Genomic DNA, 22,661 nt, shown 5'->3' with positions numbered 1-22,661 from the left:
GACACCTCCGGGGCGTGTCAGGAGGTCCGCGCGCGTCAACATACGGACCCCAAAGAGATCGGTTACAGATCCCTTCCTGACACCTCCGGAGGCATTTGAGAAGGACTAACTCGATCTATATCAGCGGTTCTCCAGTGCGCGGGAGACCGCGGCGGCAGTGTGCCGGTGGCCCCGCAGCTCGTGCGCCACGACCGAGACGACCGGAGCGAGGGTGACGACGAGCAGGCAGTTGGCCATCGACACCCCGGCCGCCGCCAACACCACCGCCGCCGCCAGTACGGCTGCGGTCACCAGCATCACCGCGACGTGGAACAGCGCGAGGGTGCGCGTCAACACCGCTCCCAGCACGTAGATCATCAGCAGGTACACCCCGACCGGCACGACGACGGTCAGCACCGTGGCCACCGATCCGAGCTCCGTGTGGTGCTCGACGTAGTACGCCGCCACGTGCAGACCGGCGCCGGTGGCCACGATGGCTCCGAACACGATGATGTGCAGGTAGCCGAACCAGAACGAGCGCTCGCGGCGCACGTGCAGGATCTCGGCCTGCGGCAGCGCGAAGTAGGTCCACCACATGCCGAACGTCAATCCGATGCCGGCCACCGCGACGAACGCCGCATCGAACGTCCAGCCCTGTGCCTCCACCACGGCGGTCAGCGAGGCGACCGTGCCGACCACACCCTCGCCGAGCGCGATGATCGTGAACAACCCGTACCGCTCCACGATGTGGTGGGCGTGCCACGGCGTGCCACCGCGAGTCGACTCCGCCAGCACCGGGCCCATCAGCTCGACCAGCACCAGCGCGATGACGATCACGGCGGTGACGGCGAGCGATGTGTGGACGAAGATCGCGACGATCCAGCCCACCTGCGCGAGCGTGATCCACAGCGCATACGTCAGGCACGCGCCGCGGTGGGCGGGGTCCTGGCGCGCCGCGCGCAGCCACTGCGTCACCATCGCCACGCGCATCACGACGTAGCCCGCGACGACCACGGCGTTGTCCACGTGACCGCCGTGCTCGATCGAGCTGTACAACGCCGGAATCCCGAGCGCCAGCACGATCACCCCCACCATCTGCAGCATGGTGGTCAGGCGGTACACCCAGTCATCGGTGTCGAACGCCGAGGCGAACCAGCTGAAGTTGATCCACGCCCAACTCACCGCGAACGTCGCGAAGAAGAACGCTGCGAGCCCGGCGAGGACGTGGCCTGCGGCCAGCAGATGGGCGAGCTGCGAGGCCGCGATCCCGAACGCGACGACGAAGGTCAGGTCGAAGAGCAGCTCGAGCGGCGTCGCGGCGCGATGGGACTCGTGCGGATCGCGACCGATCATCTTCCGGGCGCGATGCGCCGCGGAGCTCGGCGCGTGCGGCTGTTCGGTCACCGGCTACCCCCTTCCGGGCTGGGTGTGGACCGTACCGGAGATACTGTGCCTCCATGGATTCCGACGCGGTGGCCGTGGTCCTGGCCGCGGGCAGCGGCTCCCGCGTGGGTGCCGACGGCAACAAGGCCTACCTGAGGCTGGACGGCCGCAGCATGCTGGTGTGGTCGCTGGACACGCTGGCCCGCATGCCCGAGGTGGCGCGCACCGTGCTGGTGTTCCGGCAGGGCGAATCGGACCTGGCGCGCAGCACCGTGGCCCGCGAATTGCCCGGCGCTGCTGTCGAGTTCGTGGAGGGCGGACCGACCCGGCACCAATCCGAGCTGAATGTGCTGCGCCACCTGGCCGGTGACATCGAATCCGGTGCCGTCGACGTGGTGCTGATCCACGATGCCGCCCGCCCGCTGGCCGACGCGGGCATGTTCGCCACGGCGATCACTCTGGCCCGCGGCGTCGGCGGAGCGCTGCCCACCGTCGCGGTCACCGGTCTGGCCCGCGTGCGAGACGGCGTGGTGCGACCGCTGACCGAGGCGGTGGTGCGGGTGCAGACCCCTCAGGCGTTTCGCGCGCGCGAGGTGCTCGCCGCCTATCGGTGCGCCGAGCGCGACGGCTTCGAAGGCACCGACACCTCGTCCTGCGTGGAGCGCTACACCGACGTCGCGGTGCACACCTTCCCCGGCAGCGCGGCGAACCTGAAGGTGACCTATCCGGGCGACGTCGCGGTGGCCCATCACCTGCTCACCGCGCAGAACCGGACTGCCGGCTCGCCATGACGGCCGCGAGATAGTCGGCGTCGCGAGGCAGCTCGACACCGAACGCGTGAGGGTCGCCGGTGACGAGGTGGAGCGTGGCGTGGGCGGACAGCACAGCGTCGAGGTCGTCGAACCGGTCGGCCGCGACGCCGGACACGGCGCGTCGCAACACGTCGGCGGCGAACCCGCGCGGGTACTGCACCACCTCCAGTTCCGCGCGATCCAGTGTCGCCACGATGACGCCGTCGTCGTCGACGGCCTTGATGCTGTCGGTGACGGGCCGAGCGGGCGCCACCCACTGCGCGCCGTCATGCAGCGCCGCCACCAGCCGGTGCACCACCTCGGGGTCCACCAGCGGCCAGCCGACATCGTGGACCAGAACGTCCCCGGCGGCAGCAGCCTGCTCCAGCGCCGCCGCAACACAGCCCGCGGCGTCCCCGGGCGCCGCCGCTGCAACCACTGATACCTGCGAAAACCCTTGCGCATCAAGCAGTTCGCCGACCGGCTCCGCCAGCGCGGGCGCGGCAGCGACCACGACGGTGGCGACCTCGGCCAGCGCTCGCACCACCCGGATCAGTGCGGACTCGCCCGCGATCGGCGTCAGCACGGTATCGGCCCGATCGGCCACAGACGCCGGCACGGGAACGATCGCGGTCAGGTCCACGCGGCCGAGGCTATACCGAATGACCCGAAAACGCTCCGCCGCCAGCACCACGCGGACAGGGTGAGGTGAGCGCACCGCGACGAGGAGGCCGCATGTGGGATTTCGCTACCGACCCCGATTATCAGGAGCTGCTGGATTGGGCGGACGCCTTCGTCCGCGACGAGGTCGAGCCCCTCGATCTGGTGTGGCCGCACCTGCAGTACACCCCGCTGACTGCGGCGCGCCGCACCGTCGTCGACGACCTCAAACGCCGGGTGCGCGCGAAAGGGCTGTGGGCGACGCATCTGAGTCCGGACCTCGGCGGGCAGGGCTACGGCCAACTGAAGTTGGCGCTGCTCAACGAGATCCTCGGGCGCTCGGCCTGGGCACCGGTCATCTTCGGGTGCCAAGCCCCCGACACCGGTAACGCGGAGATCCTCGCGCACTACGGCACGCCCGAACAGAAGGAGCGCTACCTGCGGCCACTGCTCGACGGCGAACTGTTCTCGAGCTACTCGATGACCGAACCGCAGGGCGGCGCGGACCCGACGCAGTTCACCACCCGCGCGGTTCGCGACGGGGACCACTGGGTGATCAACGGCTGGAAGTACTTCTCCTCCAACGCCGCCACCGCGTCGTTCCTGATCGTGATGGTGGTGACGAACCCGGATGTGAGTCCATACCAGGGCATGTCGATGTTCTTGATCCCAACCGACACCCCCGGAGTGGACATCGTCCGCACCGTCGGCCTGCACGGTGAACCCGACGGTGAGGGCAGCCATGCGCTGATCCATTACCGCGATGTGCGCGTGCCGGATTCAGCGCTGCTCGGCGGCGAAGGACAGGCCTTCGTGATCGCCCAGACCCGGCTGGGCGGCGGCCGCATCCACCACGCCATGCGGACCATCGGGCTGGCCCGCAAGGCCATCGACATGATGTGCGAGCGCGCCCTGAGCCGCCGGACCGCGGGTGGTCTGCTGGCCGACAAACAGACCGTGCAGGCCTACATCGCCGACAGCTACGCACAATTGCTGCAGTTCCGCCTGCTGGTCCTCTACACGGCATGGCAGATCGACAAGTACAACGACTACAAGGTCGTACGCAAGGACATCGCGGCGGTGAAGGTCGTGATGCCGACGGTGCTGCACGACATCGCCTGGCGTGCGATGCAGGTGCACGGCGCACTCGGGGTCAGCAACGAGATGCCGCTGCTGTCCATGGTGACCGGCGCCGCGGTACTGGGACTGGCCGACGGTCCGACCGAGGTGCACAAGACCACGGTGGCCAAACAGGTGTTGCGGGCCTACTCCGCCAGCGACGACGTGTGGCCGTCAGAGTGGTTGCCGCGCAAGCGTGACGCGGCGCGGGCGCGATTGGCCGAACACCTCGAACGCGACATCGGCAACCAGTGAACGATCACGCCACGAGTTCGACGACGGTGGCGTTGGCGGTGCCCCCGCCCTCACACATCGTCTGCAAACCGTAGCGAATGTCGTTGTCGCGCATGTGGTGGATCATCCGCGTCATCAACACCGCGCCCGACGCGCCCAGCGGGTGACCCAGCGCGATGGCACCACCGAGCGGGTTGAGCCTGGCCTCGTCGGCGCCGGTGTCGGCCAGCCACGCCAGGGGCACCGGCGCGAACGCCTCGTTGACCTCGAACACCCCGACGTCGCCAAGGTCGAGGCCGGCCTTGTGGAGGACCTTCTCCGTCGCCGGGATCGGCGCGGTCAACATCAGCGTCGGATCCGCCCCGGTCACCGCGCCGGCGCGATAGCGCACCAACGGCGTCACACCCAGATTCACCGCGTACTCCGCGGTCGTCACCAACAGGGCGGCCGCCCCGTCGGAGATCTGCGAGGAGTTGCCGGCGTGGATCACCCGGTCGTCGGTGAATGCCGGCTTCAGCGCCGCCAGTTTTTCCACGGTGGTGCCGCGCCGGATACCCTCGTCGGCGGTGACGACGTCGGTGCCGGTGAAGACCGGCACGATCTGGTCAGCGAAGGCACCGTTGTCCTGGGCGGTGGCGGCCAGGTCGTGCGAGCGCGCGGAGTATTCGTCGAGTCGTGCGCGCGACAGGTTCCACCGGCGGGCGATCATCTCCGCCGAGAGGCCCTGGTTGAACGAGAAGTCGTCATATCGGGCAAGCACTTTGGGCCCATAGGGCATGCCGCTGGCGCGCGCTGCACCCAGCGGAACCCGGCTCATCACCTCGACTCCCCCGGCGACCACCAGATCCTGCTGGCCTGACATCACGGCCTGCACCGCGAAATCCAGCGCCTGTTGGCTGGATCCGCAGGCCCGGTTCACCGTCGTGCCGGGTATCCGCTCGGGCCAGCCCGCCGCCAGCACCGCGAACCGCCCGATGTTGCTCGACTGGTCACCGACCTGCGACACGCAACCCCAGATGACGTCGTCGACGAGCTCGACATCGACCGCCGTCCGTTCGAGCAGTTCGTTGAGCACGAGCGCCGACAGATCTGCCGCGTGTTGCTCGGACAATCCGCCGTTGCGCTTACCGACAGGTGTGCGCACCGCTCCGACGATGACGGTCTCGCGCATGGACTCCGCTCCCCTCTGGGCGAGGACACCGCCCGTGCGAGTTCGGCTCGAAATTACACGGCGGTCAGGCCGGTTCGTAGCGCAACATCGTGATGTCGTGCTCGGGGTAGTCACAGAACACCGGACGGACCCGCATGCCAATGGTGATGTCGGCCGGCTCGACGTGGACCAGCTCGGTCGAGAACCGCGGTCCCTCATCCCATTCCACGATCGCCAGCAGCTGGGGAACTGCGCCGGCGAAATGCGGTCCCACGGGTCGGCGCGCGACCGTGTAGGTGTACAGCGTTCCCATTCCCGAGATCTGGCGCCATTCCAGATCGTCGGCGAGCGTGCGCGGGGCCCGCACACGCGGGTAGAACACATACGACTGAGCCGACGGCGAGTACTGGATCACCACCCGGCGTTCGGCCAGCGCGTCCCAGAAGGGTGCCGTGGTGGGCGTCTTCACCGGCATCGGCCGCTCGAGGTTCATCTAGTCTCCCTCCAGTACGAGGGTGGTCTGCTCGGAGAGGATCCCGCCGTTGCCGGACACGAACGCCCGGTGGCAGTCCGCCACCTGCGCCGCCCCGGCACGACCCATGATCTGCCGGGCGGCATCGCACACGTGGTGCATCCCGCCTGCGTTGCCCGCCTGGCCGAACCCGAGTTGGCCGCCGGCGGTGTTGACCGGAAAGTCGCCACGGAAGGTCAGGTCGTGCTCGGTGACGAACTGCATGCCGGCGCCCTTGGCGCAGAAGCCCGCGTCCTCGAGGCTCAGCAGCACCGTGATCGTGTAGCAGTCGTAGATCGAGACCATGTCCATCTGCGCGCGGCTCAGACCCGACATCGCGAACGCGGTCTCTGCGGCGCGGATCATCGGTGTGTGCAACAGGTCGTCGGCATAGGTGGGTGTCTTGTGCGGGACCTGCTCGCCGAACCCTTTGACCCACACGGGCCTCCGGGTCGCACGGGCGGCCACCTCGGCGCCGGTCACCACCACGGCGGCCCCGCCGACGCAGGGCATCACGATCTCGAGCATGTGCAGCGGATCCGCGATCACCGGGCTGGCGAGCACATCCTCGATCGACAGCGGAACGTCCCGCCAGATCGCTCCGACGGTGTGGTTGGCATTCACCCGCTGGTCGACCACGATCTTGGCCACGGCGCGTTCGTCGTAACCGTAGATCGACGCATAGCGCTGAGCGACCTGACCGTATGGCCCGTTCTGTCCGACGTTGCCGTACGGGATCTCGAACTCGGCTTGCGGGGAACCGTACTGATTGCTCGACGCACCGAAGAACACCGCATCGGTCAGCGGCCGCGGCCGCCGCAGCGAAGTCGGCGTCAGATATCGCGCCGGGATCGCACAGACGACGACGTCACAGATGCCGAGCTCGATCGCCGCGGCCGCGCGCCACACCATCGCCACCGCGCTGGCCCCGCCGAGATCGACGAGCTCGGCGAAATTCGCACGCACGCCCAGGTATTCGGCGATCGTCGACGGTACGAAGATCTCCGACTCGGCGAGATTGGTGGTGACGATGCCATCGACGTCCTCACCGGACAAGCCCGCGTCGGCCAGCGCCGCCGCGGCCAATTCCGCCCACTGCTCGATCATGAAGGGAGCCACGCCCGCCGACTTCAGCCGCTCGGGTGGCAGCTCGACGTAACCGACGATGGCCGCCTCGCCACGTAGACCCATGTGCGCTCCTGTCGATCAGGGTCGGGGTAGCCCGAGAATGAACTGGGCGATGATGTTGAGCTGGATCTCTTTGGTGCCCCCACCGATCAACTCGGCAGGCAGGTGGAAGTACTGCTCGATCAACGGCACACCGTCGGCTTCGCCGCTCTCCAGCAACCCTGCGGGAGCCGATAATTCGAGGGTCGCAGCGAAGGTTCGGCGCAACATGACGTTCATCGCGACCTTGGCGATGCTCGATGCCGGACCGGGTTCCTGCCCGTCGAGCAGCCGCATCAACTCGCGCACGGCCAGCACCTTGATCGCGATCGCGAACGCGTCGGCGTCGCCGAGCGCGGTCAGCACCTGGACGTGCTCCGGCCCGCCGCGGCCGGCCAGGTCACGCAGGATGGCGGCCCGGTCGTCCTTGATGTAGGCGCTGATCGCCACCCTCTCCTGGGCCATGGTCGCGATGGCGAGACGCCAGCCGTCTGTGGGGCCGCCCAGCAGCCGGTCGTCGGGCACGAACACATCGGTGAGGAAGACCTCGTTGAAATGTGCCTCACCGGTCGCCTGGCGGATCGGTTGCAGATCGATGCCCTCGGAACGCATGTCGACGATGAAGTAGCCGATGCCCCGATGCTTGGCGGCGTCGGGGTCGGTGCGCGCCAGCAGCGCCCCGTAGTCGGCGGTGTGCGCCGAGGACGTCCAGATCTTGTGTCCGGTGATGCGCCAACCGCCGTCGACCTTGGTGGCGCGCGTCGTGAGCGCCGCCAGATCAGAACCCGCACCGGGTTCGCTGAACAACTGGCACCAGCCCAGTTCGCCCCGCAGCGTCGGCGGGATCAGTTCCTGCGCCACATGCTCGGGCGCCGCGCTGATGAGCGAGGGCACGATCCACTCGGCGATGCCCAGTGAAGGACGCACCAGCGTGGGCCGCTTCGCGAACTCCTCGTCGAGGATCAGCTGTTGCCGGGTGGTGGCATCGACACCCCATGGCCGGGGCCAGTGCGCGGCGATCAGTCCCGCATCGGCGAGCAGGTTTCGCTGCGGCCCTGTGGCGAGATTCGGGTAGTCGCCCTGCCGTCCGGGCTGATCGTTGCGCAAGGCGGCGGCCTCGTCGAGCACCCCGGCCGCGAAAGCGCGGAAGTCGGCGTCGAGGTCACCGAGTCCTACCGAGATGTCCCGGTTCTCGGTGCGTGTCAGGGCGCCGAGCTGATACGCATGACGGCTGATCGGGCCGACCGAGGCGGCCAGGCTGGTGGCTTTGCGCCAGTACAGGTGCAGGTCGTGTTCCCAGGTGTAGCCGATCGCGCCGAACATCGTGAGCGCGTCGAGCACCAGGCCCGGGGCGGGCCCGATCGACATCAGAGCGGCCGCCGCACACGCGATCCTGTTCTGCGTCAACGACTCTGATGCCGAGCGGGCGGCATCCCAGGCGGCCGCGGTCGCGAGTTCGCTGTGGACCAGCAGCATGGCCGCCTGGTGCTGCAGCGCCTGGAACGCACCGATCGGCTTGCCGAACTGTTCGCGGGTGCGCAGATGCTCGGTCACCGCGGTCACGCACCACCCGATGAGCCCGGACGCGGCCGCCGCGGTCAACGCGAGCGACAGGCATTGCGCTCTGAGGTCGTCGATTCCCGTGAGACGGCTACGCGCCGGGCAGGCGTAGCGGTCGAGCCGAAGCACGCCCACGTCGACGGTCTTGTCGGTGCCGTCGAGCGGCGTGACGTCGGCGCCCGCGGCCGTCGGATCGACGAGCAGCCACAGCGTGCGGCCCGCCGAATGCGCGGTCACGAGGACGACCTGCGCCGAGCAGATACCCGGGACGGCCGTCGTCGTGCCGCTCAGCGACCAGCCGTCGTCGGTGGCCGTCGCCCGCAGCACGTCGCGGTCGACGACTACTGCCGCGGAAGTTCCCTGCGCGAGCCGGCTGATGAGCTCGCGTGCGGCCGGCTCGTCGTCGGCGAGCGTGGCGATCGCGCCCGCGACGACCGTGGCAAGAACCGGGCCAGGGAGCATCGCGGTGGCGGCGGCCTCGACGACACAGGCGGCGTCGGTCACCGAGCCCCCTCCGCCACCGAGCTGCTCGGGCAGATGTACGGCGTGGAATCCGTTGGCGGTGAATCGATCCCACCATTCTGGCAGGCTGCCGGCGGTGAGCGAGCCGAAGGCGGCGCGCGTCTTGTCGATCGGCGCATGCCGCGCCGCGAAGTCGGTGACTGCAGCGGCGAGCTGCGCCTGTTCCGGGGTCAGGCCGATCGACGGTGCCGGTGTCACTGCCCTCACCCCTCGTCGACGTCACGTTTCACGAGACGCAACGTCTCGTCTTGTGGGACACTACGGGCACGACCCCAGCCTGTAAAGACGACGGGAGGTCGGACAGGAGGACGGCCATGGCCACGACGACGGCGAACGCACCACGGCGACGCAGCGAGAAGTCACGCCAGGCGATCGTCACGGCAACGCGGGAACTCCTGCTGCTGCGCGGCTTCGACAGACTGACCATCGAGGCGGTGGCGGCCCGCGCCGGCGTCGGCAAGCAGACCATCTATCGCTGGTGGCCGAGCCGGCACGCCCTGGCCGCCGATGTGATCCTCGCCGACGCCGACCGCATCCTGCGCCCGGTACCCGCCACCGCAGACGTCGTGGCGGACGTCTGCGTGTGGGCCGTCGAACTCGCCGCGGCACTGACCACGGCTCGGGGGAACGCGATGTTGCGTTTCCTCACCGTCGCCGGCATCGAACATCCCGAGACCGCGCAGCGGCTGCGGGCGGGGTTCACCATCCCCTTGCATGACGCCGTCCGTGATCGTCTCTGCGGCGCCGGCTTCGGCGAGTCATCGGTCGCCGATGCCACCGACGCCATCGTCGGCGGCATCGTCCACGCCGTGCTCACACAAGGACGGGCATTCCCTACCGACCGCGCGGAGTCGCTCACGCGAATGGTGCTCGCCGGGCTCACCGCACGCTGATCTCCCACGCCGGCGGGCGCCAGCGACGATGATGAACCCATGACCGAGCTCAGCCGCGAGCGGACGGTCGCCGCGCCCGCAGCCCAGGTGTGGGAGCTGCTGGCCGATTTCGGCGGCCTGGCCCGGTGGGCCTCCGGCGTCGACCACTGCTGCATGCTGCGCGACACGGACGGACCGCCACGGGTGGGTTCACAGCGTCGCGTGCAGATCGGTCGCAACGCCGTACTCGAGACGATCAACGAATTCGCGCCGCCTCTCGCGCTGGGGTACACGATCGATGGCGTCCCCCGGCGCTTCTCGGCGGCCCACAGATGGGTGCTGCACCCACGCGACGACACAACCGTGGTCACGGTGACCTGCTCGGTCTCCACCACCACCCCGCTGATTCGCCCCGTCGCCGAACGCGCGCTGGCCCGTCACCTGGCTCAGCGTTGCGAAGCGCTGCTGCAGTCCTTGGCCCGCACAACCGAGAGGATCCCGTCATGACACCAGGGCGCCCGGACATCGTGATCGTCATGACCGACGAGGAGCGGGCGGCGCCACCCTACGAACCAGCCGAACTGGGCGCCTGGCGCCGCGAGATGCTGCCCGGTCGCGCCTGGTTCGATGCCCACGGCGTGCAGTTCCTCCGCCACTACACGGGTTCACTCGCGTGCGTGCCGAGCCGGCCGACGATCTTCACCGGGCAGTATCCCGATCTGCACGGCGTCACCCAGACCGACGGGATCGGCAAGGCGCACGATGACTCCCGCCTGCGGTGGCTTCGTCCCGGTGAGGTCCCGACGCTCGGCAACTGGTTTCGCGCAGCCGGTTATGACACCCACTACGACGGCAAGTGGCACATCTCGCACGCCGATCTCGTCGACCCCGAAACAGGTGGCGCGCTGGCCACCAACGACTCCCACGGCGTGGTCGACCCGCACGCCGTTGCGCGGTACCTGGAGGCTGATCCCCTTGCCCCGTATGGCTTCTCCGGGTGGGTGGGCCCAGAGCCCCACGGTGCCAAGCTGTCCGACGCCGGCATTCGCCGCGACCCGCTGATCGCCGATCGCGTGGTGGCATGGCTGGAGGACCGCTATGCACGGCGACGACGCGGCGACGCGGCCGCCCTGCGCCCGTTCCTGCTCGTCGCGAGCTTCGTCAACCCGCATGACATCGTGCTGTTCCCCGCGTGGTCGCGGCGCAGTCCGCTACGTGCGTCCCCCCTCGATCCCCCACCCGTACCGCCTGCACCCTCTGCCGACGAGGACCTGTCCGCAAAACCCGCGGCCCAGATCGCTTTTCGGGAGGCCTACTACTCCGGCTACGGCCCCAGCAGGGTGATCGAGCGCACCTACGAACGCAACGCGCAGAGCTACCGCGATCTGTACTACCGTCTGCACGCCGAGGTCGACGACCCGATCGACCGGGTCCGCCGCGCGGTCACCGACGGTGGCTCCGACGACGCGGTACTGGTACGCACCGCCGACCACGGTGATCTGCTGGGTGCGCACGGTGGGCTGCACCAGAAGTGGTTCAACCTGTACGACGAGGCCACGCGCGTCCCGCTGGTCATCGCCCGCGTCGGGCGCCGGTCGACGACAGCTCGTACCGTGAGCGCGCCCACGTCCCACGTCGACCTGGTGCCCACTCTGCTCGCCGCCGCCGGCGTGGACGTGCCGGACACTGCCCGGGCACTCGCCGAGTCGTTCACCGAAGTGCACCCGTTGCCCGGCCGGGACTTGATGCCGGTCGTCGACGGCGCCGACGCCGACAGCGACCGCGCGGTGTACCTCATGACACGCGACAACGTCCTGGAAGGCGACACCGGAGCGTCGGGCGTGGCCCGCATGCTGAGGCTGACGTCTGCCGTGCCCCGACCGCTGCGCATCCGGATCCCGGCCCACACCGCCGCCAACTTCGAAGGCCTGGTGCTGCGCGTCGACGAGGACATCGCGCCGAACGGGGCAGGCCACCTGTGGAAATTGGTCCGCTCCTTCGACGATCCCGCCACGTGGACAGAGCCGGGAGTGCGGCAGCTGGCGACGACCGGCATCGGCGGGCCCATGTACCGATCGGACCCGCTCGACGACCAATGGGAGCTCTACGATCTGGACGCCGATCCCACCGAGGTGCACAACCGGTGGACCGACGACGGCCTGCTCGAGCTGCGTACCTACCTCAGGACCCAGCTCAAAACCGTTCGCGCCGAGGCAGTCCCGGAAAGAAACCAACCGTGGCCGTATGCCCGGCGTCGGCCGCCGGAACGTCGGCGTCCGGGTCGTCTACTCCGTCGGCGCTGAACCGTCCGGCCGCTCCGACTCCGGCACGAACAGACCGTCGCGCAGCAGTGTGTCGACAGCCCGTTGCCACCGTTCGAGCTGTACCGGTTGCGTCAGCGGCGCGGGAAGATGCCGATCGATGTGCGAGCGGAGGCTGATGGCACCCAGGGCCAGCACGATGCCGTTGATCGCCGCCCAGGTCACGTCGACGTCCGGGCGCACCTCGCCGCGGTCCATGCGCTGCTGCCACCGCGCCACACCCACGCCGATCAGAGCGTCGAAGAGCCGGACTCCGACGGGGCTGCCGTCGACCAGCGCCCGGCTCAGATAACCGGCCACGTCTGGATAGTCGGCCATGATCGCGGTGACGCGTCCGCCGATTTCCGCGACTGAATCGACAGGGGGTTCCGGCAGCGGTCGCGCCATCGACGACACCACGAGTTCGAGGACGAACTCGTCGACAGCAGCGATCAGACCTGCCTTGGTGGCGAAGTGATGCTGCACCAGACCGAGTGACACACCGGCGGCGGCGGCCACCCCCCGCATCGTGGTCGCGCCGGTCCCGCTCTGGGCGAAACTACGCAGCGCGGCCTGCCGAATTCGCTCGATGTTGCGGGGCTCGTCGGATCTTCCGCCGCGCGAGTCAGAGGCCACGACGTAACCGTAGACAACTGCGCCCACGGGCGGGTGCCACCATACAAATGTATCGTCATTGCCATACATGCGTATCGTCGTCAGCAACGGGGAATACGTGAGGGCGAGAAAAGGGGTGTGGCCATGAATCCGTTGTCGATCGAGGAAGTGCCGTGGACCGCGCCGTGCACGCGCGATCCCGACCGGTGGACCACCGCCACCGACGAGGGCGCCAAAGAGTTGTGCCGGTCGTGCCCGCGCAGGTGGCAGTGCGCTCGTGAGGCGTGCCTCACGCCGGGAGCCGTCGGTTTGTGGGCGGGCATCGTGTTGCCCGAAGGCGGCCGCAACCGGCAGTTCGCGCTCAAGCAGCTGCGTTCACTCGCCGAGCGCAACGGACACCCCGTCCGTAAACGCTGAACCCGATCACCTCAGGTCGGAGGACTCCAGGGAGGGGGAATCGACCGGCTCGTCAGGTTCTGCGGTGGCCCCGATGAAGTCGTCGATCAGTTCGATGACGGCGTCGGGCTCCTCGACGTGCGGGAAGTGCCCGACCCCGTGGAGCACCTCGAGCCGGCAGGCCGGCCGGAGCTCTGCCAGCGCATGCCCGTGCTCGACGGGGATGATCCGGTCGTCGTCGCCCCAGATCACCAGAGTCGGCAGCTCTGAGGTGAGGTACAGCCTGTTCAACGCGCTGACCGCCTGGCCGCGATAGTCGACCACCGACCGCAGAGTGCGCAGGAATGCCTGCCGGGTCTGCGCCTCCGACAGCGATGCGTACGCGCTCCACATCTCGGCGCCGCGTGGCGAGCGAATGCTGTGCGCCGAGAACCAGCCCCGGATGGCGTTGCCCACCCGCACCACCGGCGGAGGCGCGATGACCGGCAGGAGTAGCTCCGCCCCCGGCGCGGACAACAGCCGCAGTGTCCATCCAACGTCCTGACCCAATCCGCCGCTGCTGATCAGAATCAACCGGCGGCAGTACTCGCGATGCTGGTAGGCGAACTGCATAGCGACCCCGCCGCCCAGCGACTGACCGACGACGGTGGCGTGAGAGACGCCGAGCTCGTCGAGAAAATCGCGCAGACCCACAGCGAAGGCACCCAGCGAGTAGTCGCTGCGGGGTTTCGCGGACTGGCCGTGGCCCAGCAGGTCGGGGGCGATGACGCGGTATCGCTTGGCCAACCGCGGGATGACGGACCGCCAGGTGTCCGAGCTGCCCGCCATTCCGTGGATGAGGAGCAGCACCTCCTCACCGCTGCCCTCGTCCCGGTAGGCGAGCCGATCGCCGTGCAGATCCATGAACTTCACGTCGCTCATGAGAAGAAAGTTCCCCTGTCCGCGGGCATCATGCGACCCGTCGTCGCAGAACACACTCTCATGGCGCAGGGGTGACCACAGTCACGCTAAGTCAGGTTTTCCCACATTGACGAGCGGGTAACTTTCCGTCGACACGCTGGGATGCCGGCAGCCGGAGGAGGAAGTCATGGCCACGAGGCCCGAAAACGTCAGTAAAGACGACCCTTTCAACGAGGCCGTGGCCACCACCGGGCTGTTCCTGCTGATCTCGGCGATCATCGCGCTCGCGTTCGCTCTCGGCAGCTGGAGTCTGTCGGAGCCGTTGTTCGCTTTGCTGTCCGGAGCCGTCGCGTTGCTCAGTTTCGCAGCCAGCATGTTCTGCTTCACGTCCCAGGCGAGTGAGCCTGCGCCGGTCGAGGTCTCTGCCTGATTCGGCCGGCTGAGTCCCTGGTGTGCGTACAGCGCTGAGTTCGGGGTGATTCGACGCTCTGGACGCACACCAGCACCAGAGTTGGTGCGCGAGGGGGGACTTGAACCCCCACGTCCTAAGGACACTGGAACCTAAATCCAGCGCGTCTGCCATTCCGCCACTCGCGCATGAGCCTGACGATCGTAACGCGGTACCGTTGAGCGGTGTCCACTACGCGGCGTAGGAGGCCGGCGCTCATCCTGCTGACGATCGCTGCTGCCTCGGGCTGCCTCGCGTTGGCGTGGTGGCAGTGGACACGCTTCGAATCGACCTCCGGCGACTTCCAGAACCTGGGGTACGCGCTGCAGTGGCCGGCGTTCGCCGGCTTCTGCATCTACGCCTACTACAAGTTCGTCCGCTACGAGGACGCGCCGCCCGCCCCGCAGAACACGCAGACGCCCACTGAGATCCCGGCGGGCCTACTCCCCGAGCGACCGAAGGCAGCGCCGATCGAAGCCGATGTGACGCTGCGCGAATACAACGCATATCTCGCAGAACTCGCCAGAAGCAATGGCGACGACAAGACGACAGGAACCGGTACGTGACCGCACCCGAATCCCCCTCGCCGCTCGCATCCGTCGAGACCGTCCGCAAAGCCCTGACGGGCTACCGGGTCATGGCGTGGGCGACCGGTGTCTGGCTGATCGCCCTGTGCTACGAGATGGTGATGAAGTACGGCTTCGGCGACGACTCGCTGGGCTGGATCGCCGTCGTGCACGGCTGGGTGTACTTCGTGTACCTGCTCTTCACGGCCAACCTGGCGGTGAAGGTCCGCTGGCCAATCGCCAAGACCGTCGGCATCCTGCTGGCGGGCACGATTCCACTGGTCGGCATCATCGTCGAGCACTTCCAGACGCAGAACATCAGGGCCCAATTCGGGCTCTGACTCAGACCAGCGCGCGCAGCGACGGCAACAACGCGGCCAGCGCGCGCCCTCGGTGCGACGCCGCGTCCTTCTCCTGCGGAGTCAACTGGGCAGCTGTGCGCTCCGAACCGGCCGGCAGGAAGACCGGGTCGTACCCGAAACCCCCGGCGCCGCGCGGTTCGGGCGCCACGGTGCCACGCCACTCGCCGCGCACCACCACGGCGTCGGCGTCGCCGGGACCGTGGACCAACGCACAGGCCGAGACGAACGCCGCCCCGCGGCGCTCGTCGGGGACGTCGGCCAGCTGACCGAGCAGCAGCGCGGTGTTGGCGGCGTCGTCGCCGTGCCGGCCTGACCACCGCGCGCTGAGCACGCCGGGCATGCCGTTGAGCGCGTCGACTTCGATACCGGAGTCGTCGGCCACTGCAGGCAGGCCCGTCGCGGCGTGAGCGTCCCGCGCCTTGGCCAGCGCGTTGTCCTCGAAGGTCGCGCCGGTCTCGGGGGCCTCGTCGAACGCAGGAACGTCGGCCAACGACAGCAGTGACAGACCCCTCACCCCCGCGGCATCGAGCACCCGCTGGAGTTCGGTCAGCTTCTTGGGGTTGCGAGTGGCAACCAGCAGCCGGGTCAGCTTCCGAACGCCTTCTTCGCGGGCTCGCCCGTTTCCGGCAGCGTTCCCGGATACGGCAACTCCAGCGCCTCACGCTGGATCACGAACAGTTGGTCGCAGGCCGCCATCGCCGCGTCGAGCATCTTGTCCAGAGTCGAGCGGGGGAACGTAGCGCCCTCCCCGGTGCCCTGGATCTCCACCAACGTGCCGGTGTCGGTCGCGACGACGTTCATGTCCACCTCGGCGCGGGAATCCTCGGTGTAGGGCAGGTCGACCCGGATGCGGCCGTCGACGACGCCGACGCTCACCGCGGCGATCGCACACGACAGTGGCCGCGGGTCCTTCAGCTTGCCGGCAGCGGCCAGGTAGGTCACCGCATCCGCCAGGGCGACGTAGGCGCCGGTGATGGCCGCGGTGCGGGTGCCGCCGTCGGCCTGCAGCACGTCACAGTCGATCGCGATCGTGTTCTCCCCCAGCGCGGCCAGGTCGATGCAGGCGCGCAGCGAGCGCCCGACCAGCCGGCTGATCTCCTGGGTGCGGCCACCGACGCGGCCCTTCACCGACTCCCGGTCGGACCGGTCGTGCGTGGCCGCGGGCAACATCGCGTACTCCGCAGTCAGCCAACCCTGACCGGAACCCTTGCGCCAGCGCGGAACACCCTCGGTGACACTCGCAGTGCACATCACCCGCGTCTGTCCGAACTCGACCAGCACCGATCCCGCCGGATGCGTGGTGAAACCGCGGGTCAAAGTGACCGGGCGGAGCTCGTCGTCGAGCCGGCCGTCTTCTCGTCTGGACACGGGCCAACCCTAGCGGGTCGTCATGACAGCGCCGAGATCGACGTACAGGCGGGCACGTCTCGCACTTTCCCACCCGAACGTCGGTTTGGGCGGAAGAAAATCAGGCGCGGGTGATGTCGAACGCCTCGTTGGCGACGACCGCGTGCACCGGCCCGTCGAACTCGGCCTTGGCCTCGCTGATGACGTCTTCGCGCGACGTCCACGGCGGGATATGGGTCAGCAACAGTTCGCCGACGCCCGCGTTGGCCGCGGCGCGACCCGCTTCGGTGCCCGACAGGTGCAACCGCGGGGGACGGCTCGGATCGTGCGTCCAGGACGCCTCACACAGGAACACATCCGCGTCGCGCGCCAGGTCGATGAGCGCGTCGCAGTAGCCGGTGTCCCCGCTGTACACCAGCGTGGCGCCGGACGGATCGGTGATGCGCATGCCGTAGGACTCCGTGGGATGACACACCAGGCGGGGCACGATCGTCAGCGACCCGATCTCGACGGCCTGGTTGTCCACGAAATGCCGGATGTCGAAGATGTCGCTGAAGTCGTCGATCTCCCCACCCTCGGGCGACGACGCCGCTCCCAGCCGCGCCCAGGTGTTGGCTGGCCCGTACACGACCCCCCGCTCTGTGGCCGGGCTCGGGTGATACCGCCGCCACACGAACAGCCCGGGCAGATCCAGGCAGTGATCGGCATGCAGATGCGAGAGCAGGACGTGCACCGAATTCGGGTCGGCGTAGCGCTGCAGCGCACCGAGGACCCCTCCGCCGAAGTCGAGAACCAGCGGCGGTGTGTCGGGTGCGGTCACTAGATAACCGGACGCGGGCGAATCGGGACCGACCACACTGCCGGAACACCCCAGTACGGTGACTCGCACGCCCACTAGCTTGCCATGCCCGCCAGCGCCACGCGGAAAACATCGCCGCTTTGCGCGACCGAGATCATGTCCTGCTTCGGGCGTGACCGTGCACATGGCGCACACCGTCGAGGGTGGGCCCCAAGAAGCGCGCCGCCAACCGCGTGAACGCCTCCGGATCGCCCGTCGCCTCGAACACCCGGCGCGGCGCGGGACCCCCGTCAACGGGGTGCGGGCGCAGCAGATCGCGCTCGGTGAGCACCCGCAGCAGGTCCTTTGCTGTCTCTTCGGCGCTCGACACCAGTGTCACGTCCTGGCCCATCGCCAGCTGGATCAGGCCCGACAGCATCGGATAGTGGGTACAGCCCAGCACCAGCGTGTCGACCTGTGCCTGCTGCAGCGGTTCCAGGTATCCCTCGGCCAGGCCGAGCACTTGCCGACCGCTGGTGACGCCACGCTCCACGAAGTCGACGAAGCGCGGGCACGCCACCGAGAACACCTCGAGATCGCGGGCGGCGGCGAAGGCGTCCTGGTAGGCGCCGGACGCGATGGTCGCCGCGGTGCCGATGACCCCCACCCGGCCGGTGCGCGTGGTGCTGACCGCGCGCCGGACTGCCGGCAGGATCACCTCGACGACCGGGATCGGCGCATACCGCTCCCGCGCGTCTCGCAGGCACGCCGACGACGCGGTGTTGCACGCGATCACCAGCGCCTTGATGCCCCGCTCGGCGAGGTTGTCGCCGATCGCCAGAGCATGCTCACGAATTTGCGGCACCGTGAGCGGACCGTAGGGACCGTTGGCCGTGTCACCGACGTACAGGATCTCCTCGTCGGGCAGCTGATCGATGATCGCGCGGGCCACGGTCAGACCGCCGACCCCGGAATCGAAGATGCCGATCGGCAACTCCGCGCTCATCGGGAGAGGTAGGGCGGAGCGGGGGCGCCCTTGCCGACCGCGCGCGTGCGCCGTTCCGGGCCGGACAACAGGTACGCAGCGAGCACCCCGGCGAGCGCACCGCTGAGATGGCCCTGCCAGGAGACGCCGAGCGTGCCGGGCAGGACGCCGAGCAGCACACTGCCGTAGAAGAAGAGCACGACGATCCCGACGACGATCTGCCACACCTTGCGGGTGAAGAAGCCGAACACGATCAGGAAGGTGAGCCAGCCGAAGATCAGGCCGGACGCCCCGATGTGGTTGGTCTCGCAGCGCACCCCGACGTAGGGGCACTGGGCGCCGACGTTGCCGATCAGCCAGGTACCGAGCCCGCCGACCAACCAGATGATCGCGGTGGCGAACACGAAGCGAGACAGCCCGGCCAACGTCATCAAGAACCCGAGCACCAACGCCGGAACGGTGTTGGCCATCAGGTGTTCCCAATTGGAATGCAGCAGTGGGGCGAACAGGATGCCCGCCAGCCCGTCTGTCTCCAGTGGTCGAATCCCGTTGCTGTCCAACCGATGCCCGCTCACTGCATCGAAAGCCTCGATGACCCAGAGCAATACGACGAACGACACGATGGTGACCCCGCCGACGAGCCAGGCGGGGCGCTCCCGCCCCGCGGTCGGGCCGGGACCTCCACCGGTGCCCGTCACGCCCATAGTTGCCCTTCCAGCGCATCTTCTGCGTCGTCCAGGCTACCGGCGTACGCACCGGTCGACAGATATTTCCACCCGGCATCGCACACGGTGAACGCGATGTCCGCGCGCTCCCCCGCCTTGAGGGCCTTGCTCGCCATACCCAGCGCCGCGTGCAGGATCGCACCGGTGGAGATACCCGCGAAGATGCCCTCCACCTGGATCAGCTCACGGGTACGGCGCACCGCGTCGTAGGAGCCGACCGCGAAGCGGGTGGTCAGCACGTCGGGATCGTAGAGCTCCGGGATGAAGCCCTCGTCGATGTTGCGCAGCGCGTACACACCCTCCCCGTACCGCGGTTCGGCCGCGACGATCTGGACTCCCGGCACGTTCTCGCGGAGGAAGCGGCCCGTACCCATCAGCGTGCCGGTGGTACCGAGGCCCGCCACGAAGTGGGTGATCTCGGGCAGGTCGGCCAGCAGTTCGGGCCCGGTGCCCTCGTAGTGCGCGGCGGCGTTGGCCGGGTTGCCGTACTGGTAGAGCATGACCCAGGAAGGATTCTGCGCGGCAAGCTCTTTGGCGTGCGCGACGGCGGTGTTGGAACCGCCCTCGGCCGGAGAGTAGATGATGCGCGCGCCGTAGAGTTCGAGCAGCTGGCGGCGCTCGATCGAGGTGTTCTCCGGCATCACGCAGATCATGTTGTAGCCCTTGAGCAGGGCCGCCATCGCCAGCGAGATGCCCGTGTTGCCGCTCGTCGGTTCGAGGATCGTCGCGCCGGGGTGCAGGCGGCCGTCACGCTCTGCCTCTTCGATCATGCGCAGCGCCGGGCGGTCCTTGATAGAGCCCGTCGGATTGCGGTCTTCGAGCTTGGCCCACAGCCGGACGTGCGGATCGCCATCCCAGGCCGGCGAGAGCCGCGGCAACCCGACCAGCGGCGTGCCGCCGAGCGCTTGGAGCAGGGAGTCGTACCTCATCAGCCTCCCGCCACGGCAGGCAGGATCGTCACCGAATCCCCGTCGGAGATCGCCGTGTCCAGGCCGCCGGAGAACCGCACGTCCTCGTCGTTGACGTAGATGTTGACGAACTTGTGCAGCTTGCCGTTGTCGACGAGGCGCTCGGTGATCCCCGAGTAGTTGGCTTCCAGGTCGTCGATCACCGCCTGCAGGGTGGCACCGGACGCCGACACCCGCTTCTCGCCGCCGGTGTGGGTGCGCAGGATCGTCGGGATGGACACGGTGACGGACATGGCGAGACTCCTCGGTTGGGGGATCGGGTCTGGGCTGGCTACTGGTACTGCTCGACTACGGTGACGGGTTCTTCGGTGACCACACCGTCCACGATGCGGTAGCTGCGCAGCTCGTGCTCGTCGGGGTCACGCGTGGACACCAGTACGTAGTGGGCGTCGGGCTCGGAGGCGTAGGAGATGTCGGTGCGGCTCGGGTAGGCCTCGGTGGCGGTGTGCGAGTGGTAGATGACGATGGGTGCCTCGTCGGCGTCGTCCATGGCTCGCCAGACCTTGAGCTGTTCGCCGGAGTCGAACCGGTAGAACGTCGGCGAGCGCTCGGCATTGACCATCGCGATGAACCGCTCGGGCCGATCGGAACCCTCGGGTCCGGCGATCACCCCGCACGCCTCGTCCGGGTGGTCGGCGCGCGCATGGTCGACCATCGCCGCCACCAGGTCAGCACGAATCGTCAGCACCCGCTCTCCTTCATTCGAACGCTCCGGGCAACAGCCCGCGGTAGGTCGGTATTCCGGCGACCTCACCGGCGGCCAGCACTCCGGCCAGCACCGCGCTGGCCAGCACATCGGCCGCGGCGGCGCCCACCGCCGTCATCAGTGGCACCTCCGGGGACATCGATGCCGGGATCGTCGGGTCGGGTTCGACGTCGACGGCGCCGGTGGCCAGCGCGAACACCGTGTCGCCGTCCAGCGGAGTGTGGCACGGCCGGATCGTGCGGGCCAGGCCGTCCTGCGCGGCGACGGCGACGCGGCGGCAGGCCGCCTTGCTCAGCGCGGCATCGGTGGCCACCACGGCGATCGTGGTGTTGAGCGGACTCAGCTCGCCGTGCCGGTCGGCGTAGGCGGCAATCTGGTCGGCGGGCGGCGCCACCAGGCCGAACTCCTCGATGTGGCCGGCCTGCCACGGCAGTCCGGTGTCCGGGTCGACGACGTCGCCGGCGGAGTTGACGACGACCAGCGCGCCGACGGTGACGCCGATGTCGAGGGTCACCGACGCGGTTCCGACCCCACCCTTGAGCACCCCCGCTCGCGCGCCGACGCCCGCGCCGACGGTGCCGATCGCGACCTCGGACGTCGCCTCGGCCGCCGCGCGGTAACCGAACTCCGCGGTCGGCCGGCACTGCCAGCCGCCCACCGGCAGATCGAAGATCACCGCGGCGGGCACGATCGGCACCACCCCGCCGCCGCCGGCACCTGTCAAGGCCACGCCGCGCTGCCGCTCCTCCAGCCACGTCATGACACCGTCCGCGGCGGCCAGCCCGAACGCGCTGCCGCCGGTCAGGACCACCGCATCCACGTGCCGCACCGAATTGCTCGGGTCCAGCAGGTCGGTCTCACGGGTGCCCGGCGCGCCACCTCGGCCGTCGACCGCGCCAGTCGTGCCGGGCGGCGTCAGCACGACGGTGGTGCCGGTCGCCCACCCGGAACCGAGTTCCGCGTCGGGGTCGATCGCGTGGTGGTGTCCAACGCGGATGCCGGCGACGTCGGTGATCGTGCCCGGCATCAGCGACCCGTGCCCATCAGGCTCACCACCAGGTAGTCCTGCAGCACGGTCAGCCACTGGTACACATCGAGGTGCCCGGCCATCGGATGGTCGCCGGGAAGCCGGTCGGGCCCTTCGGGGCCGATCTCGAGCATCGTGCCCAGCGCCAGGCGTACGTCGTTGACCGCCGACGCCCATGCCTGGGCATCGTCTTCGGACAGCTCGAACTTTCCACCACCGGGGGGCATCGTGGCGAGCAGACGTTCCGCGGCCGCACGCTTGGCGTCGATGATCTCGGGCTCGTGCAGGCTGCGCAGTGCGCTGTTCAGACTCTCGGCCGGACCCGAACCGGCGGGATGCTCGGTCGCCGGCTTGTAGAAGTCCGGCAGCAAACGCTTCATCGTATCGTCCTGCGGCGCAGTCGAATTGCCTGTCCTGATGCCGGTGATCTCGGCGAGTTCGTCGACCGGTGCCGAGGCGGCCCGCTCGTCGAGCATGTCGCGAAGCGACGTCACCAAACTGGACAGCAGGTCGGCCTCGTGGGCGGCCAGCGCCGACCGGAACCTCGGGCCGTCACCGCCGTCGACCCTCTTCCATTTACGCACAGCCGG

At 68.8% G+C, this 22,661-nt stretch carries 27 protein-coding genes and 1 tRNA gene; 9 read left to right on the top strand and 19 right to left on the bottom strand.

Going from position 1 to position 22,661, the window contains the following annotated elements:
• Window positions 1-120: 120 nt before the first annotated feature.
• Complete coding sequence (locus MHN84_RS28340; protein WP_241207796.1) at window positions 121-1,332, bottom strand: low temperature requirement protein A; 1,212 nt, start codon at window positions 1,330-1,332, stop codon at window positions 121-123.
• A gap of 104 nt (window positions 1,333-1,436) precedes the next feature.
• Between MHN84_RS28340 and MHN84_RS28335 the strand changes: the two genes are divergently transcribed.
• Complete coding sequence (locus MHN84_RS28335) at window positions 1,437-2,153, top strand: 2-C-methyl-D-erythritol 4-phosphate cytidylyltransferase (RefSeq protein ID WP_241207791.1); 717 nt, start codon at window positions 1,437-1,439, stop codon at window positions 2,151-2,153.
• On the opposite strand, the gene MHN84_RS28330 is transcribed toward MHN84_RS28335, so the two are convergent.
• Entirely contained in the window at window positions 2,119-2,796 is a 678-nt protein-coding gene (locus MHN84_RS28330) for a 2-C-methyl-D-erythritol 4-phosphate cytidylyltransferase (RefSeq protein WP_241207790.1), read from the bottom strand. The two genes, MHN84_RS28335 and MHN84_RS28330, sit on opposite strands and share 35 nt — an antisense overlap.
• A 92-nt stretch (window positions 2,797-2,888) precedes the next feature.
• Here MHN84_RS28330 and MHN84_RS28325 point away from each other — a divergent pair, with 92 nt between their 5' ends.
• Window positions 2,889-4,187 carry an acyl-CoA dehydrogenase family protein gene (locus MHN84_RS28325; protein ID WP_241207789.1) on the top strand — a complete coding sequence of 433 codons (1,299 nt, stop codon included), beginning with the start codon at window positions 2,889-2,891 and terminating at the stop codon, window positions 4,185-4,187.
• A gap of 4 nt (window positions 4,188-4,191) precedes the next feature.
• Here MHN84_RS28325 and MHN84_RS28320 read toward each other — a convergent pair whose 3' ends face one another.
• The 4 genes from MHN84_RS28320 to MHN84_RS28305 all read right to left on the bottom strand — a co-directional run bounded on the left by MHN84_RS28320 (window position 4,192) and on the right by MHN84_RS28305 (window position 9,274).
• On the bottom strand, window positions 4,192-5,337 hold the full coding sequence (locus MHN84_RS28320) for a thiolase family protein (protein ID WP_241207788.1): 1,146 nt from the start codon (window positions 5,335-5,337) through the stop codon (window positions 4,192-4,194).
• 64 nt (window positions 5,338-5,401) lie between these two features.
• Window positions 5,402-5,809 (bottom strand): Zn-ribbon domain-containing OB-fold protein, encoded by a 408-nt coding sequence (locus tag MHN84_RS28315; protein WP_241207787.1) that lies wholly within the window; start codon window positions 5,807-5,809, stop codon window positions 5,402-5,404.
• Window positions 5,810-7,018, bottom strand: coding sequence for a thiolase family protein (locus MHN84_RS28310; protein ID WP_241207786.1), 1,209 nt, complete (start codon window positions 7,016-7,018; stop codon window positions 5,810-5,812). It lies immediately after the preceding gene.
• 15 nt (window positions 7,019-7,033) lie between these two features.
• The gene (locus MHN84_RS28305) at window positions 7,034-9,274 is read right to left on the bottom strand and encodes an acyl-CoA dehydrogenase (RefSeq protein WP_241207785.1); all 2,241 of its coding nucleotides are present in this window, start codon (window positions 9,272-9,274) and stop codon (window positions 7,034-7,036) included.
• 116 nt (window positions 9,275-9,390) lie between these two features.
• Between MHN84_RS28305 and MHN84_RS28300 the strand changes: the two genes are divergently transcribed.
• From MHN84_RS28300 to MHN84_RS28290, 3 genes are read left to right on the top strand one after another with little or no spacing between them, the layout of a single operon-like run.
• The gene (locus MHN84_RS28300; protein ID WP_241207784.1) at window positions 9,391-9,969 is read left to right on the top strand and encodes a TetR/AcrR family transcriptional regulator; all 579 of its coding nucleotides are present in this window, start codon (window positions 9,391-9,393) and stop codon (window positions 9,967-9,969) included.
• Window positions 9,970-10,008: 39 nt separating this feature from the next.
• The gene (locus tag MHN84_RS28295) at window positions 10,009-10,455 is read left to right on the top strand and encodes an SRPBCC family protein (protein WP_241207783.1); all 447 of its coding nucleotides are present in this window, start codon (window positions 10,009-10,011) and stop codon (window positions 10,453-10,455) included.
• A complete protein-coding gene (locus MHN84_RS28290) occupies window positions 10,452-12,251 on the top strand; it encodes a sulfatase-like hydrolase/transferase (protein ID WP_241207782.1) in 1,800 nt (599 codons plus the stop codon). Before MHN84_RS28295 ends, MHN84_RS28290 begins: the two co-directional genes overlap by 4 nt.
• On the opposite strand, the gene MHN84_RS28285 is transcribed toward MHN84_RS28290, so the two are convergent.
• Window positions 12,234-12,884 (bottom strand): TetR/AcrR family transcriptional regulator, encoded by a 651-nt coding sequence (locus MHN84_RS28285; RefSeq protein ID WP_241207781.1) that lies wholly within the window; start codon window positions 12,882-12,884, stop codon window positions 12,234-12,236. The two genes, MHN84_RS28290 and MHN84_RS28285, sit on opposite strands and share 18 nt — an antisense overlap.
• Window positions 12,885-13,007: 123 nt before the next feature.
• On the opposite strand from MHN84_RS28285, the gene MHN84_RS28280 reads away from it, so the two are divergent.
• On the top strand, window positions 13,008-13,280 hold the full coding sequence (locus tag MHN84_RS28280) for a WhiB family transcriptional regulator (RefSeq protein WP_241207780.1): 273 nt from the start codon (window positions 13,008-13,010) through the stop codon (window positions 13,278-13,280).
• Between the two features lie 6 nt (window positions 13,281-13,286).
• On the opposite strand, the gene MHN84_RS28275 is transcribed toward MHN84_RS28280, so the two are convergent.
• Window positions 13,287-14,180 carry an alpha/beta fold hydrolase gene (locus MHN84_RS28275; protein WP_241207779.1) on the bottom strand — a complete coding sequence of 298 codons (894 nt, stop codon included), beginning with the start codon at window positions 14,178-14,180 and terminating at the stop codon, window positions 13,287-13,289.
• A gap of 166 nt (window positions 14,181-14,346) precedes the next feature.
• Here MHN84_RS28275 and MHN84_RS28270 point away from each other — a divergent pair, with 166 nt between their 5' ends.
• Window positions 14,347-14,589, top strand: a complete 243-nt coding sequence (locus MHN84_RS28270; RefSeq protein WP_241207778.1) for a hypothetical protein — start codon at window positions 14,347-14,349, stop codon at window positions 14,587-14,589.
• 82 nt (window positions 14,590-14,671) lie between these two features.
• On the opposite strand, the gene MHN84_RS28265 is transcribed toward MHN84_RS28270, so the two are convergent.
• Window positions 14,672-14,756, bottom strand: a tRNA-Leu gene (locus tag MHN84_RS28265).
• A 36-nt stretch (window positions 14,757-14,792) separates the two neighbouring features.
• On the opposite strand from MHN84_RS28265, the gene MHN84_RS28260 reads away from it, so the two are divergent.
• Window positions 14,793-15,173, top strand: coding sequence for a hypothetical protein (locus tag MHN84_RS28260; RefSeq protein ID WP_241207777.1), 381 nt, complete (start codon window positions 14,793-14,795; stop codon window positions 15,171-15,173).
• Window positions 15,170-15,514, top strand: coding sequence for a DUF3817 domain-containing protein (locus MHN84_RS28255; RefSeq protein WP_241207776.1), 345 nt, complete (start codon window positions 15,170-15,172; stop codon window positions 15,512-15,514). The genes MHN84_RS28260 and MHN84_RS28255 overlap by 4 nt, the downstream gene beginning before the upstream one ends.
• A 1-nt stretch (window position 15,515) precedes the next feature.
• Here MHN84_RS28255 and rdgB read toward each other — a convergent pair whose 3' ends face one another.
• The 10 genes from rdgB to MHN84_RS28205 all read right to left on the bottom strand — a co-directional run bounded on the left by rdgB (window position 15,516) and on the right by MHN84_RS28205 (window position 22,655).
• Window positions 15,516-16,124: an RdgB/HAM1 family non-canonical purine NTP pyrophosphatase gene (rdgB, locus tag MHN84_RS28250; protein WP_241207795.1), complete on the bottom strand. Its 609-nt coding sequence runs from the start codon at window positions 16,122-16,124 to the stop codon at window positions 15,516-15,518.
• Window positions 16,121-16,903: a ribonuclease PH gene (gene rph / locus MHN84_RS28245; protein ID WP_241207775.1), complete on the bottom strand. Its 783-nt coding sequence runs from the start codon at window positions 16,901-16,903 to the stop codon at window positions 16,121-16,123. Before rph ends, rdgB begins: the two co-directional genes overlap by 4 nt.
• A 100-nt stretch (window positions 16,904-17,003) precedes the next feature.
• Window positions 17,004-17,777 carry a cyclic nucleotide-degrading phosphodiesterase gene (locus tag MHN84_RS28240; RefSeq protein WP_241207774.1) on the bottom strand — a complete coding sequence of 258 codons (774 nt, stop codon included), beginning with the start codon at window positions 17,775-17,777 and terminating at the stop codon, window positions 17,004-17,006.
• 58 nt (window positions 17,778-17,835) lie between these two features.
• The gene (gene murI / locus MHN84_RS28235; protein ID WP_241207773.1) at window positions 17,836-18,666 is read right to left on the bottom strand and encodes a glutamate racemase; all 831 of its coding nucleotides are present in this window, start codon (window positions 18,664-18,666) and stop codon (window positions 17,836-17,838) included.
• Entirely contained in the window at window positions 18,663-19,349 is a 687-nt protein-coding gene (locus tag MHN84_RS28230) for a rhomboid family intramembrane serine protease (RefSeq protein ID WP_241207772.1), read from the bottom strand. The genes murI and MHN84_RS28230 overlap by 4 nt, the downstream gene beginning before the upstream one ends.
• Window positions 19,340-20,302, bottom strand: a complete 963-nt coding sequence (locus MHN84_RS28225) for a cysteine synthase (protein WP_241207794.1) — start codon at window positions 20,300-20,302, stop codon at window positions 19,340-19,342. The genes MHN84_RS28230 and MHN84_RS28225 overlap by 10 nt, the downstream gene beginning before the upstream one ends.
• Window positions 20,299-20,571, bottom strand: a complete 273-nt coding sequence (locus tag MHN84_RS28220; RefSeq protein ID WP_241207771.1) for a MoaD/ThiS family protein — start codon at window positions 20,569-20,571, stop codon at window positions 20,299-20,301. Before MHN84_RS28220 ends, MHN84_RS28225 begins: the two co-directional genes overlap by 4 nt.
• 38 nt (window positions 20,572-20,609) lie before the next feature.
• Complete coding sequence (locus MHN84_RS28215; protein WP_308192997.1) at window positions 20,610-21,026, bottom strand: M67 family metallopeptidase; 417 nt, start codon at window positions 21,024-21,026, stop codon at window positions 20,610-20,612.
• Window positions 21,027-21,036: 10 nt separating this feature from the next.
• The gene (locus MHN84_RS28210; RefSeq protein ID WP_241207770.1) at window positions 21,037-22,071 is read right to left on the bottom strand and encodes a P1 family peptidase; all 1,035 of its coding nucleotides are present in this window, start codon (window positions 22,069-22,071) and stop codon (window positions 21,037-21,039) included.
• A complete protein-coding gene (locus tag MHN84_RS28205; protein WP_241207769.1) occupies window positions 22,071-22,655 on the bottom strand; it encodes a DUF2017 domain-containing protein in 585 nt (194 codons plus the stop codon). The genes MHN84_RS28210 and MHN84_RS28205 overlap by 1 nt, the downstream gene beginning before the upstream one ends.
• Window positions 22,656-22,661: the final 6 nt, after the last annotated feature.

The organism is Mycobacterium sp. PSTR-4-N (assembly GCF_022348085.1).
In the GTDB taxonomy this organism is placed as follows: domain Bacteria; phylum Actinomycetota; class Actinomycetes; order Mycobacteriales; family Mycobacteriaceae; genus Mycobacterium.
The sequence above is the reverse complement of the archived record's forward strand: the minus strand, read 5'-3'. Positions and strand labels throughout refer to the sequence as shown.

What these genes read in the sequence shown, in the direction of transcription:
- MHN84_RS28340 (WP_241207796.1), bottom strand. Translation starts at nt 1,332, where the DNA reads ATGATCGGTCGCGATCCGCACGAGTCCCATCGCGCCGCGACGCCGCTC.
- MHN84_RS28335 (WP_241207791.1), top strand. Translation starts at nt 1,437, where the DNA reads ATGGATTCCGACGCGGTGGCCGTGGTCCTGGCCGCGGGCAGCGGCTCC.
- MHN84_RS28325 (WP_241207789.1), top strand. Translation starts at nt 2,889, where the DNA reads ATGTGGGATTTCGCTACCGACCCCGATTATCAGGAGCTGCTGGATTGG.
- MHN84_RS28320 (WP_241207788.1), bottom strand. Translation starts at nt 5,337, where the DNA reads ATGCGCGAGACCGTCATCGTCGGAGCGGTGCGCACACCTGTCGGTAAG.
- MHN84_RS28315 (WP_241207787.1), bottom strand. Translation starts at nt 5,809, where the DNA reads ATGAACCTCGAGCGGCCGATGCCGGTGAAGACGCCCACCACGGCACCC.
- MHN84_RS28310 (WP_241207786.1), bottom strand. Translation starts at nt 7,018, where the DNA reads ATGGGTCTACGTGGCGAGGCGGCCATCGTCGGTTACGTCGAGCTGCCA.
- MHN84_RS28300 (WP_241207784.1), top strand. Translation starts at nt 9,391, where the DNA reads ATGGCCACGACGACGGCGAACGCACCACGGCGACGCAGCGAGAAGTCA.
- MHN84_RS28295 (WP_241207783.1), top strand. Translation starts at nt 10,009, where the DNA reads ATGACCGAGCTCAGCCGCGAGCGGACGGTCGCCGCGCCCGCAGCCCAG.
- MHN84_RS28290 (WP_241207782.1), top strand. Translation starts at nt 10,452, where the DNA reads ATGACACCAGGGCGCCCGGACATCGTGATCGTCATGACCGACGAGGAG.
- MHN84_RS28280 (WP_241207780.1), top strand. Translation starts at nt 13,008, where the DNA reads ATGAATCCGTTGTCGATCGAGGAAGTGCCGTGGACCGCGCCGTGCACG.
- MHN84_RS28275 (WP_241207779.1), bottom strand. Translation starts at nt 14,180, where the DNA reads ATGAGCGACGTGAAGTTCATGGATCTGCACGGCGATCGGCTCGCCTAC.
- MHN84_RS28270 (WP_241207778.1), top strand. Translation starts at nt 14,347, where the DNA reads ATGGCCACGAGGCCCGAAAACGTCAGTAAAGACGACCCTTTCAACGAG.
- murI (WP_241207773.1), bottom strand. Translation starts at nt 18,666, where the DNA reads ATGAGCGCGGAGTTGCCGATCGGCATCTTCGATTCCGGGGTCGGCGGT.
- MHN84_RS28230 (WP_241207772.1), bottom strand. Translation starts at nt 19,349, where the DNA reads ATGGGCGTGACGGGCACCGGTGGAGGTCCCGGCCCGACCGCGGGGCGG.
- MHN84_RS28220 (WP_241207771.1), bottom strand. Translation starts at nt 20,571, where the DNA reads ATGTCCGTCACCGTGTCCATCCCGACGATCCTGCGCACCCACACCGGC.
- MHN84_RS28210 (WP_241207770.1), bottom strand. Translation starts at nt 22,071, where the DNA reads ATGCCGGGCACGATCACCGACGTCGCCGGCATCCGCGTTGGACACCAC.